The organism is Marinobacter persicus (genome assembly GCF_002934325.1).
In the GTDB taxonomy this organism is placed as follows: domain Bacteria; phylum Pseudomonadota; class Gammaproteobacteria; order Pseudomonadales; family Oleiphilaceae; genus Marinobacter; species Marinobacter persicus_A.
Window position 1 is genome coordinate 1 of the sequence record NZ_PTIV01000002.1, and the last position, 12,363, is coordinate 12,363.

10 protein-coding genes are annotated in these 12,363 nt (G+C 58.0%); 4 read left to right on the top strand and 6 right to left on the bottom strand.

From position 1 onward, the window contains the following. Positions 1-50 precede the first annotated feature (50 nt). Positions 51-794: a hypothetical protein gene (locus BY454_RS01185; RefSeq protein WP_104414808.1), complete on the bottom strand. Its 744-nt coding sequence runs from the start codon at positions 792-794 to the stop codon at positions 51-53. Then, complete coding sequence (locus BY454_RS01190; protein ID WP_104414809.1) at positions 791-1,771, bottom strand: substrate-binding domain-containing protein; 981 nt, start codon at positions 1,769-1,771, stop codon at positions 791-793. Before BY454_RS01190 ends, BY454_RS01185 begins: the two co-directional genes overlap by 4 nt. A 332-nt stretch (positions 1,772-2,103) precedes the next feature. Here BY454_RS01190 and BY454_RS01195 point away from each other — a divergent pair, with 332 nt between their 5' ends. The 3 genes from BY454_RS01195 (at position 2,104) to BY454_RS01205 (ending at position 5,269) form a co-directional block, all read left to right on the top strand. Next, complete coding sequence (locus BY454_RS01195) at positions 2,104-3,069, top strand: ABC transporter substrate-binding protein (protein WP_104414810.1); 966 nt, start codon at positions 2,104-2,106, stop codon at positions 3,067-3,069. A 96-nt stretch (positions 3,070-3,165) separates the two neighbouring features. Further along, positions 3,166-4,200, top strand: coding sequence for an ABC transporter permease (locus tag BY454_RS01200; RefSeq protein ID WP_104414811.1), 1,035 nt, complete (start codon positions 3,166-3,168; stop codon positions 4,198-4,200). A gap of 10 nt (positions 4,201-4,210) precedes the next feature. Beyond that, positions 4,211-5,269, top strand: coding sequence for a quaternary amine ABC transporter ATP-binding protein (locus tag BY454_RS01205; RefSeq protein WP_104414812.1), 1,059 nt, complete (start codon positions 4,211-4,213; stop codon positions 5,267-5,269). A gap of 28 nt (positions 5,270-5,297) precedes the next feature. Here the strand turns inward: BY454_RS01205 and BY454_RS01210 are convergent, their stop codons facing one another. Beyond that, complete coding sequence (locus BY454_RS01210; protein ID WP_104414813.1) at positions 5,298-8,360, bottom strand: bifunctional diguanylate cyclase/phosphodiesterase; 3,063 nt, start codon at positions 8,358-8,360, stop codon at positions 5,298-5,300. 195 nt (positions 8,361-8,555) lie between these two features. On the opposite strand from BY454_RS01210, the gene nfsA reads away from it, so the two are divergent. Then, complete coding sequence (gene nfsA, locus BY454_RS01215) at positions 8,556-9,293, top strand: oxygen-insensitive NADPH nitroreductase (protein WP_104414814.1); 738 nt, start codon at positions 8,556-8,558, stop codon at positions 9,291-9,293. Between the two features lie 5 nt (positions 9,294-9,298). Here nfsA and BY454_RS01220 read toward each other — a convergent pair whose 3' ends face one another. From BY454_RS01220 to BY454_RS01230, 3 genes are read right to left on the bottom strand one after another with little or no spacing between them, the layout of a single operon-like run. Beyond that, positions 9,299-9,970 (bottom strand): LutC/YkgG family protein, encoded by a 672-nt coding sequence (locus tag BY454_RS01220; protein ID WP_104414815.1) that lies wholly within the window; start codon positions 9,968-9,970, stop codon positions 9,299-9,301. Then, entirely contained in the window at positions 9,967-11,424 is a 1,458-nt protein-coding gene (locus BY454_RS01225) for a LutB/LldF family L-lactate oxidation iron-sulfur protein (protein ID WP_104414816.1), read from the bottom strand. The genes BY454_RS01220 and BY454_RS01225 overlap by 4 nt, the downstream gene beginning before the upstream one ends. Further along, positions 11,421-12,248, bottom strand: coding sequence for a (Fe-S)-binding protein (locus BY454_RS01230; RefSeq protein WP_104414817.1), 828 nt, complete (start codon positions 12,246-12,248; stop codon positions 11,421-11,423). Before BY454_RS01230 ends, BY454_RS01225 begins: the two co-directional genes overlap by 4 nt. Between the last annotated feature and the right edge of the window lie 115 nt (positions 12,249-12,363).

Here is a 12,363-nt window from a genome sequence, read left to right on the forward strand (position 1 = left end):
CAGAAATTGCCAAAGCTATTGAAATCGTTTTTCGGTCATCCGGACCTGGCTTATATCTCCGGGTAATGTTCGCTTACTTTATTTCGGATTAGTAACCCACGAATCTCGCGATACTGCAGATCCGGCACGGGCTGAAGGGGAATACCTTCTTCGTCACGATGCCTTATCGCCAAATCAATCCGTTGTAGGGAATGCAGGAAATAACGTCGCAACACCGCGATTAACAACAGCGAAAGGGTCACCGAAAGAACGAGTATAGTGAGAAGCTCTTCAACAATAACCTTGTGAAGCTTCGCGACCAGAGGAGCATCCGACGCATATACCGACACCTGTCCAAGCGCCTCTCCATCTGCGCCGGTAATTGTAGCCGTATCCGACATGTAAGCCTGCCCCAATCGCTCATTCAGCGCGGCACTGTCTTTCTGATAGGCAACGTACCCACCCTCCTCTGAGCGAATCCGGCCGGAAACGTAATAGGGCTCGCCGATGATCTCCCCCATTTCCCGGTCCTTCACCACCACGGCGAAATGCTCTTTCAGTGCCGTTTCCGTAGCCACCAATTTTTCGTATTCATTGACAGAATAGGCGGCCATGAACGGGGCAATATTTTCGCTCAACCGCTGCAGGCTTTCGTTGATGTCATCTTTCGTCGCATCAATAATCTCGGCACGCTGTGAGGTGTACACGTAAACAGCGTGCAGCAGGAACACCAGCAGGATCACAGAAATCATCGCCAGCGTTGCCCGCACAATCAGGGAAGGCGCTCTGTTATCTCCCGCCACAGTCGAGTTCATTGCGATTCCATCCCATGACCCAACACGTTTCGCATTATCAGGGGCAACCACTGATCCAGGTTCCTTCCGGACACCGGCAGCACGTCCACTTGCTGAACTTTTTTGACCTTACGACCATGTAAATGAAGGTCCATTGTATCAACGGCTTTTTCGCCCATGAGGAACGGCTGCTGCATGCCAGCTCCCACCAGTTCACCACCGGCAATCATGTCCAAGAATTCCGGTTCAGCGTCAAAGCAGATCAACAGTAACTGGTCCGCCTTGCCAGCATCAGCCATGGCGTCCAGGGCTGCCTGGTATCGGTTCGACCCCTGCAGCCAAATAGCGCGAAGGTCCGCGTGACGGGCAATCAGCTTGCGAGTGAAATCGTAGGTTTCACGGTAGGAAAAGTCTGACTGTTGAAAGATGCCGGCAGAACCGATGCCCTGCTCTTCCAACGCATTCAGAAAGCCCCTGGTTCGAGCCTTACCATTATCCCGCTTTTGCGGAATCGCGATGATGCCCACGGTGCCGTTTGACCAGCCCTTGTCCTCCATCTTCAGAGCCAGCATCTCTCCAAGATCGTAGGCACCCTGGTAATTGTTGGACTGTATGTAGCTGACGTAATTATCGGAATCCGCACCAATATCCGAAATGACCATCGGAATCCCGGCCTGCTCGGCAAGCTTCAGGACAGTGACCGCCGCCGAAGAATTAGTAGGCGACAAAATGATGCCGTCCACTTCCTCCCGGATCGCCCTGGCGGTGAACTCCAGTTCTTTTTTGGCTTGGTTTTCGGCACTGTAAACAGAGATACGGTAATCAAGCTCTGCCGCCTCATGCCGGATACCATCTGCCATGATATTCCAGAAAGGGATCCGTGCGTCGGGCACCAGATAGGCAAGGTGTTTTTCCGCACCATGTACCTTAGACACAAAAAGCAGCACCACGAACAGAGGAAACACAAAGGAAAAACGGGAGGCTCGAATGGCTTTCATGCAAACATTTTCACGAGAACAAGGGGAGGTCTAATCTTATTCCTGTATCTTAAGAATACAGGGGGCACATAGTGAAACAGAAAACTAAGAGGGTAGGCCTACTCCCCACACCACAAGCAAAAAGCATGTCTGATTAAAGGCGCATCCGGAATACGCCCTTGCAACTACTCAGTGGTCCGTTATCCTAATTGTAGGTATTAACCGAGATTCACTGGTTTGTCACATCACATTCGTGAACAAAACATGGCAGTTATCCCGATCCGCCCGGATCGCGGCTTCCCATTATCGGAACGACATTCCAATCATAAAAAACCCGAAAGAGGAAAGTGACTATGCGAAAGCTTACGTCTGCTGCAATGCTGTGCGCGCTCTCAGTTCCCGGACTGGCACAAGCCGAGTGCGGCGAGGTATCCATCACCGAAATGAACTGGGCTTCCAACACCGTGGTGACCAACGTGGCCACCTTCATCATGGAGCAGGGCTACGGCTGTGACGTCACCATTGTGCCTTCCGACACCGTACCGGCGGTAACCTCCGTTGCCGAAAATGGTGAACCAGACATTATTACCGAACTCTGGCTGAACTCCGCTGGCGAAGCCTACCTGCGCCTCGAGGAACAGGGCAAAGTCGAGCGGGTCAGCAAGGTACTGGACCCGGGCGGCGTTGAAGGCTGGTGGATCCCCACCTATCTGGCCGAGGAACATCCGGAACTGACCACCATCGAGGGCGTCATGGCCAATCCTGAGCTGGTCGGCGGCACCTTCAATAACTGCCCGGATGGCTGGGGCTGCCGTGTGGTCAGCGACAATCTGATTCGCGCCCTGGATCTGGAAGAATCCGGCATTGAAGTCTTTAACCACGGTTCCGGCGAAACCCTGGCCTCGTCCATGGCCTCCGCCGTTCAGAACAAAGAGCCATGGTTCGGCTACTACTGGGGCCCGACCGTACCTCTCGGCAAGTACGACATGACCCGTGTCGAGCTGGGTGAGTACAAACAGGACGTTCACCAGAAAAACCAGACCCCGGATGCGGACAACCCCGGCGTTTCCGAATTCCCGGCAGCAACCGTCCTGACCTCGATCACCACCGACTTCAAAGAGCGTGAGCCGGAAGTCGCTGAGATGCTGAGCAAGATGACGTTCAAGACCGCCACCATGAGCTCCATCCTGGCGTGGATGGATGAGAACAACGCCACCGGCGAGGAAGCGGCCGTCTACTTCCTGAGCAACAACAGTGATGAGTGGTCCACCTGGCTGAACGATTCGGCAACAAAACGGCTGGCTAAAATCCTTAACTGATTAACCTGCCCTGCCCGGGGCATTCCCCTCCCATGCCCCGGGCTGTTTTCCGACAACCACCTAATTTCTGATGTGCGCAGGAGACACTGACCGCCCATGGCAACCTACGACCCCCTGTTTGAAACTCTCGGGCTCAAGGAATGGTGTTCCGAAGGCAAAAGCAGCGGCCCGATGTCGATGGCCGACCTGCTGAATAAAACCAGCGGAGGCAAAACCGAAGACACTTCGCTCTGGGATACGCCATTCCCTTCCATGGATGCGCTCAATGAATCCTGCGCCGCCTTTCCCCAGTCAAGAGAACTGACCAAAGGGCTGGAGCAAGGCTTCCTGGCCATCAAGGACAGCCTCAGCCTGGTGCTCGATCCACTGACCCAGCCCCTGAGCTGGTTTCTGGACGGCGCGCTTTACGCCATGCTCAACACCCCATGGTGGATTGTCATCCCCGTGCTGTTGGCCGTTGTATTCGTGGTCACCAAATCCTGGAAACTGGTGGCATTCGTGGGCGCCAGCATCGTCGCGATGGCGTTTATTGACCACTATGACTACGCCATGCAAACGCTGGCCATCATCATGGTGTGCGCCTTTCTCTGCGTACTGTTCGGGGTGCCCATTGGCATTGCCATGGCGCGGAGCGACGGCCTTCAGCGCATCGTCACCCCGATACTCGACATGCTGCAGACGCTGCCACCGTTTGTGTACCTGATTCCGCTGATTTTTCTGTTCAGCGTGACCGAATCCAAGCTCTACGGCATCGCGATTATTCTCTATGCGATCGTGCCCGTCATCCGCCTGACCAACCTGGGCATACGATTGGTGGACAAAGACGTAATCGAAGCCGCCGATGCCTTCGGCATGACGCCCCGGCAAAAACTGTACAAGGTGCAGATCCCACTGGCCCTGCCCAACATCATGGCGGGCGTGAACCAGACCATCATGATGAGCCTTGCCATGGTTGTTATCGCCTCCCTGGTATCCGCACCGGGTCTGGGCGTACTGGTACTGCGAGGCATCCGTAATCTGGAACTGGGCGTCGGCCTGGTCTCCGGCCTGGGCATTGTGATTCTGGCGGTCATCCTGGACCGGGTAACAAAAGCATCCCTTGCACGCATCGACGTGTCAAAAGAGCACTGAGGTACGGCACATGACACGCAACGTGAAGATTTCCATCAAAAATCTCTACAAAATTTTCGGCCCCACCCCAGAGGTGGCACTGGAATACGCACGTGAGGGCATGCATAAGGCGGAAATGCTTGAAAAGCATAATCACGTTCTGGGCCTGCGTGACATCAATGTGGATGTCCATGAAGGTGAGATTACCGTCATCATGGGTTTGTCCGGTTCGGGCAAGTCCACCCTGATCCGCCATCTCAACCGCCTGATTGACCCCACCGCGGGCGAGGTACAGGTGGAAGGCGATGACATCATGAACTACACCGAGGAACAGCTTCGCCAGTTACGACGGGAGCGCATGTCCATGGTGTTCCAGAAATTCGCTCTGCTACCGCACAAAACCGTGCTGGAAAATGCCGGCATGGCAAAAGACATTCGCGGTTATACCACCGACGATTTTGAAACGGACGCCAAAAAGTGGCTGGCCAGGGTCGGACTGGAAGGTAACGAGAACCAGTATCCTCACCAGTTGTCGGGCGGCATGCAGCAGCGGGTAGGCATCGCCCGCGCCCTGGTTTCCGATGCCCAGATCATGCTGATGGACGAGGCTTTCTCGGCGCTGGACCCACTGATTCGGTCCGACATGCAGGATCTGCTGTTGGAGCTTCAGGAAGAGCTGAAGAAGACCATCGTGTTCATCACGCACGACCTGGATGAAGCACTGAAACTCGCGGACCATCTGGTGATTCTCAAGGAAGGGGAGGTGGTTCAGCAGGGCGACCCGCAGGATATCCTGCTCCACCCGGGCGACCCGTACATTGTCGACTTCATCAGTGACATTAACCGGGCACGGGTGCTGCGGGTACGCTCCACCATGAGCAAGCCCGATCCTGAGGAAACCGAGTATGCCGGTGATATCTCCGAGAAAGACAACCTGGAGGAGGTACTGCGGAAATCCGGTGGCGATATGACGCTCAGGTTCCGCGTTATGCGCGGTGACGATCAGGTCGGCACGTTGCATATGAAAGACCTGGCACAGGCGCTGGTGCCAACGGACGCCTCGGAAAATCGCGGAAAAACCGCTGCCTGACCTCCCCGGCCGCCGGCAACCGAGTTCCTCAGTTGTCGGCGGGCAATGGTCCCGGCCGGCCAAACAGGTAACCCTGAAAATGGCGGCAACCGTGTTCCACCAGCCAGTCCCTCTGCGCCTCTGTCTCCACACCTTCGGCAATCACCTGCAAACCCAGGCCATTGGACAACCCGATGATCGAGTCAACAATGGCACCACTGGCGTTGTTCTCACCCAAATCCCGGGTGAAGGACTGGTCAATCTTGACCTGGTCCAGCGGCAGGCGCTTCAGGTAGCTGAGCGATGAATAGCCGGTACCAAAATCATCCAGGGAGAAACGGATGCCCAGAGCTCGTAAGTCATTCATTACCTGAGTGATGTACTCGGGATCGTCCATCAGCAAGCTCTCGGTCACTTCCAGCTCCAGCAGGTGGGGCGGCGCGCCGGTCTCCTCCAGGATGGCAGCCACCTGCTCGGTAAACTGACGGTTCTGGAACTGGTAAACACTGACATTCACGGCCAGGTAGAGGTCTTTCGTCGCCGGGTCGTCCTGCCAACGCGCCAACTGCTCACACGCCCGGCGCAGCACCCACTCACCGATCGGCACGATCAGGCGATTCTGCTCGGCCAGGGGAATGAATACGCCCGGCGAGATCAGTCCTTTCTCGGGATGCTGCCACCGCAACAACACTTCATACCCCTGCAACCGGTCCGGGTTACGTATTTGCGGCTGAAAAAACAGTTGCAGCTGGTCGGCAGACAGGGCATTTCGCAGCTCGTCTTCCAGGAGAATGTTCGCTACCGTACGGGCCTGTATTTCCGGATCGAAGAAGGCAACCGGTCTGGCACCCTGCTGCCTGGCTTGCTGTTTGGCCTGCTGGGTGGCCTGTTCCGCACGCTGGATCTGCTGATCCCATGGGGTCTGTTGACCACTCATCAACGTGATGCCAATGCTCACGCTGATCGGCACGTTGTAATCAGCCACCGCCACCGGGTGCTCGAACAGGTTCAGGACCTGATTTGCCATCAGCTCGGCCGCCCGGGCCGCCGCTTCCTCGGTGGGGCCAAGGCTGAGCAGGAGGATGGCGAATTCGTCGCCCCCGATACGGGCAAGGGTGTTACTACCACGCATCAGCTTACCGAGACGGTCCGCCACTGTTTTCAGCACCAGGTCCCCAACCTCGTAGCCACGGGTGTCGTTGATGGCCCGGAACTGATTCAGCTCCAGCTGCAGAAGGGCTGCGTAGGTTTTCTGCCGCACGTTGCTTTTCACGGCTTCGGCTATCCGGTCTTCCAGCAAAACCCGGTTGGCCAGTCCGGTCAGGGAGTCGTAAAACGCCAGCCGATGGGCACGGCGTTCGGCTTCCTTCCGTTTGGTAATGTCATGGAAGGTACCAACATAGTTGAGGACCTGGCCTTCCTCGCCCCGGACGGCGGTTACGGTCAACCACTCGGCGTAGATCTCGCCGTTCTTTTTCCGGTTCCAGATTTCTCCTTCCCAGGAGCCATTCTCCTTCACCCTGGCCCAGAAATTCTGGTAAAAGGCGCGGTCCTGCAGCCCGGACTGCAACACCGCCGGGGTTTTGCCCACCACTTCGTGCTCTTCATAACCGGTGATCTTGGTGAAGGCCCTGTTGGCCCGGAGAATCACCCCGTGCTCGTCGGTGATCACCATGCCCAGATGCGTTTCAAAGGCCGTGGAGGCAATGCGCAACTCCGCTTCCTGGATTTTGCTCTCGGTGACGTCCCGCACCACCGCCAGGAACCCGTTGTTACGGTTTTCCTGGTCCACCAGCACCGTGATCCTGGCGGAGAACTCTCGCACTTCCCCTTCGTGTTCCAACTGGTACTCCAGCTCCGCCGGCTCGCCGGTTCGCTCCACCTGCTCCCGGGTTGCATCAAGCCGGTTCGCCAGCTTCGCAGGCAGCACCTCCTGGTAATGGGCTCCCAGTAGTTCTTCAACCGGTCCCAGCAACATTGACTCATCGGAGGCATGAACAAACACAAACCGACCTTGCTGGTCGAACACAAAAATCAGGTCTGGAATGGAATGGATCAGCGCCCGCAGGCGGGCTTCGTTGGACTGCGCGGAATTCTGAAGTGCCTGACGCTCCCGGTTCTCGGAAATCAGCTTCTGCTCGGCGGCCTGGCGCCGCAGTAACTGACAAACGAGCACCAGGCCGACGATTCCCACCAGCAGAACCCCAATCACGATAACCCACAGGCTCTGCCACCAACCGTGCATTACCACGGACATTTTTTCGCCCACAATAACGATGTAGGGCGCGCCACTGACCCGTCGAAACGCATAGAACCGCTCTTCGGAATCGACGGGGGAGCTGGTCAACACCTGACTCCGGGCCTGGCCACTCTCAATAAACTCACTGGTATGGGGTTCCTGCACCCGGGTGCCGGTGTGCAGGGTTCCGGGGGTACCGGGAAGTCGGCCAACCACGGTCATGTTCTCATCCAGAACGGCGAGGCTCTGGCCCTCCGACAACGACAGATGGCCCATGGATGACGTCAGCAGCTCCGTTGTCTGTCTGGCAGCTAGATAAGCAGTGACGGCGCCGTTGGACGCATAAAGTGCCCGGAGGTGCCAGATCGACAACTGGCCCGTGGTGGGATCTTTATAGAGCGGTGTGATCAGTTGGCTACCGGACATCCCGCTTAACTGCTGGCGCAGGAACGACCAGCCGGGCACCTGGTCACCAGGCAGGCTCTCAGAGCTATACAGTGCCCGCCCCAAGGGACCCATGACAAAAAGCCCGTCCAGGTACTCCAGCAGATCCCGCTTCTGATCCAGCGTTTGCTCCAGGCTTTCCAGCCCGCTCCCAGAAACAATGCTGGCCTGCTCCGCCAAGGGTTCAATAAAGCCCGCGAGGGTACGCAGGCCGTAGTCGGACGTCATGAAGGCCTGGGTGACCAGCTCGGTCGCCAGATCCGCCCGGGCGTTCAGGCGGCTCACGGCCGCTTTCCGGGTCTGCTGATGGGTCTGGAAAACGACAACGGCGGCCCCCCCCACCAGAACCAGCATCATTAGCAGGTAAACAATGATCACTTTGTTCCGTGCTGAAGGGGTAGGAGTTGCTCGACTCGCCGATTCCGACATTTAAAAGCGTCCTGCGTATTTTTATTTGAATCTTAACCCACGGATATTACTACATTAGCAGTGATTCCCAGTAACCGCTTGCTGCTGGGAAACACCCGATGCATTACAGCCATTTCCGATGCATGGCCCTCTTCCCTTGCCTCCTGCCGGACAACAAGGCTATCGTTATCTTTTTCCTGACGAAGACGAGGACCCATGAACCCGACCATCGAGCTTCTCAAATCCCACCGTTCCATTCGCAAGTTCAAGGACCAGCCCCTGCCCGAAGGCGCCCTGGAAGAGTTCATCCGGGCCGGGCAGAGCGCCGCCACCTCCAACCAGGTGCAGGCCTACTCCATTATCCGCGTGACCAAACCGGAAAACCGGGAGCAACTGGCGGAGCTGGCCGGCGGGCAGCCCTGGATCAAGGCCTGCTCCGAGTTCCTGGTGTTCTGTGCCGACATGAAACGCGCCACCGAAGCCGCCGAGAGGGCCGGCGCCGATGTAGTACGCGGCATGACCGAGCAACTGCTGGTGGCCAGCATCGATACGGCGCTCATGGCGCAGAACGTGGTAACGGCCGCGGAGTCCCAGGATCTGGGCATCTGCTACATTGGCGGGCTGCGCAACAACCCTGAACAGGTCAGTGAATTGCTGAAACTGCCAGACCACGTGTTCCCGGTATTTGGCCTGTGCATTGGTTACCCGGACCACAACCCGGAGGTCAAACCCCGCCTGCCGGTGGAAACCATCCTCAAGCAGGACTACTACGACGACAGCCAGGATGAAGCGCAGGTTGCCGCCTTTGACGACACCATGCACCAGTATTACCTGGCCAGAACCGGGGGCAAGAAAGACAGCACCTGGTCCCAGGAGCTGAAGCCGCTGTTCACCAGCAAGCTTCGCCCCCACATGAAGGAATTCCTGGAAAAACGAGGTTTCGGCGTCAAATAAGCCGTCTACTGATCCTCAAGGATGAGGACCACCAGTTCCTTCGGGCCGTGGGCGCCATACGCCAATACCTGCTCAATGTCGGCGGTTTTCGATGGCCCGGATACCAGCAAAAGGTTAGTGGGCAGCCCCGCCGACCAGTTCTGCTTCTGCATGATGGCGTAGAGATTATCCTCAATCTCGCTGGCCTTGAGCAGCGCAATGTGCAGAGGCGGCAACAGACTCATCAACCGTGGCTCGTGCCGATCCGGCCACAACACCAGTGACCCGGTGGCCGCGATGCCTCCAACCGTGCCCGTGACACTGGCATCCACTTCCCAGAACAGCTCTTCTTTCCACGCTTCCACCGGCCGGTCGTAGGCCACCAGGTCCTGCCGTGCTCCATGGGCCTGCCAATGCTCGGCCAGTTTCTGGCCATGATCCGTACCGGGAGCGTAGAGGACGTTGGACAGATTTCGGCTTTCCAGCAACGCCTGTACTTTTGCCGGCCACTGTTCACCGGGCAGTTGATGGACTTCGGTCTGCACCGCTTCCATCAGTGCCCGCAGTCGCTGGATACGGCTATCCGGCGTGTACTGCCAGGGCTCGGTGACCAACGTTTCGTTAAAATCATCCGGCCGGGGTTCGGTGCCGGCCAGACTGGTCCGGAGCCGGTTCAGAATATTGTTCCGGGCGCTCATGACCGGCCTCCTTTTGTACCTTGCGAGCCCAGGTGATCCCGGGCCAGATCATGCAGGGATCGGCGGGCCGGGACAGGCGCCGAATGATTCTGGGTCCAGGGACCCACGTTTTTGGGCGTCAGTTTGCCAAAGCGCGTTGCACCCCAGAGGAACAGCCGGTAGATGGTTGGACTGGTATTCAAGCCGGCCCATAGTCTCCAGACGGCCCGCTCCGTACGCGAGTACTTCGCCCCGCCGTCTTTCACCTTAGGGTGCTCTTTGGGGCTCTTCACGTTTTCCTGGCGCAACCGCTGCAACAGTTCGGGAATGGGAATCTTCACCGGGCAGACTTCTCCACACGCGCCACAGAGTGAGGAGGCGCTGGGGTGATCCGGCACCTGCTTGAGCCCCACCATGTGCGGGGTCACGATTTTCCCGATAGGCCCGGGATAGACTTCGCCATAGGTGTGGCCACCCACCCGGGTATACACGGGGCAGTGGTTCATGCAGGCGCCGCAGCGAATGCAGTTGAGGGTCTGGCGCATCTGGGCGTCGGCAAAGGCGCGGGTACGACCGTTATCCAGCAGCACCAGATGTACCTCTTCCGGGCCGTCCAGTTCGTCGGGTTTTCGCGGGCCAGAAATGAGATTCACGTAGGTGGTAATGGGCTGGCCCAGGGCCGAGCGGGTCAGAAGGGATACCAGTGGCACCACATCCCGCAGGTTTTCCACCACCTTTTCAATGCCGGTCACCGCCACATGCACCGGGGGTGCGGTAGTGCTCATGCGGCCATTGCCTTCATTTTCCACCAGCAGCAGGGTGCCGGTCTCGGCGATGGCAAAGTTAACGCCGGACACCCCCACATCGGCCTCCATGAATTTCTTGCGCAGGGTGCGCCGGCCGATGCGGATCAGCTCGTTCACATCGTCGGTTTCCTCCACCCCCAGCTTGTCATGGAACAGGCGGGCGACCTGGTGCCGGTTCTTGTGGATGGCCGGCATGATGATGTGCGAGGGTTTTTCACCATCCAGCTGCACAATGTACTCGCCCATGTCCGACTCCAGGCACTCAATGTGACGCTCGGCCAGGTAGTCGTTCATCTCCATTTCTTCGCTCACCATGGACTTGCCCTTGACCACCTGTGAGCCCTTCTTGGCCTCGATGATCCCATGGACAATCTGGTTGGCTTCCTCGGTGGTTTCAGCCCAGTGCACCTTCACGCCGTTTTTGGTGAGCCTGGTCTCAAGCTGCTCCAGCAAATCCGGCAGTTTTGACAGGGCGCGTGCCTTGATGTGATTGCCCAGCTCCCTAAGGTCTTCACGCTCGTCCGGGTCGGAGAAGGCGTCCGCCCGTTTACGCATCAGCGAATCCATGGCGGTGCGGAAGTTGGTGCGCAACTGGCTGTCCGCCAGCGCCTCGCTTGCCCGACCGCGGAAGCTGTTCTCCAGTTCGGTTACCGGTATGCGCTGGCTCATGATGCTTTCTCCCCGCTGACACGCTCCCACAGGAAACTGGCCAGGTGCCGGCCCCGGAAAGCTACTTCCTGCTTTTCCAGTGAGCCATTGATGTTCATCAGGCAGCCGCCATCGGCGGTGACCATTTCCACCGCCCCGGAATCCATCAGCGAGCGGGTCTTGTCCTGAACCATGGCACCGGCCACCTCCGGCATGCGCACCGAGAATGTGCCACCGAAGCCACAGCACTCGCTTTCGTGGTCGTGTTCCAGTCTTTCCACTTTCTCGAGCTTGCCCAGCAGTTGCCGGGCGTGCAGGTGGGTGTTCATTTCCCGACGGGCGGAACAGGAGGTGTGCAGGGCGATCTGCGTGGGCTCGCCCAGATCCTGCCACTGCACCTGACACACGTGCAGCAGGAATTCGGTCAGTTCAAAAGTACGCTCGGCCAGATCCTCAACCCGTTTAAGGGTCTCGGGCTCGTCGGCAAAGACTTCCCGGTAGTGCTGTCGGAACATGCCGGCGCAGGAGCCGGAAGGCACCACGACTGGCCGGCCATTATCCAGCAGATTCAGCTGGGCCAGGGCCACCTCGCGGGCCTCTTTAACATAGCCGGACGTCCAGGCTGGCTGGCCGCAACAGGACTGCTCCTGGGGGAAATGCACCCGAATGCCTTCGCGCTCCAGCAGACGAATGGCGTCCAGGCCAGCTTCCGGGAAAAACAGGTCCATCACGCAGGTGCCAAACAACGTCACTTCGGGTGGCTTGTCCGGGTAGTTCCTGACTTTCGGCCGCTCGGGGGCCACACGGGTGGCGTTGGGAGCGGCATCGTAGAACAGTTCACTCATCAGTCATCGCCTCTGGGCGTTCCTCTAACAGGTGGGTGTCGCCGCCTAGTCGGGGCATGCCGGGCTCACCCACAATTGGTAAGACCACTTTACAGCTATATGGCATCTACATTAT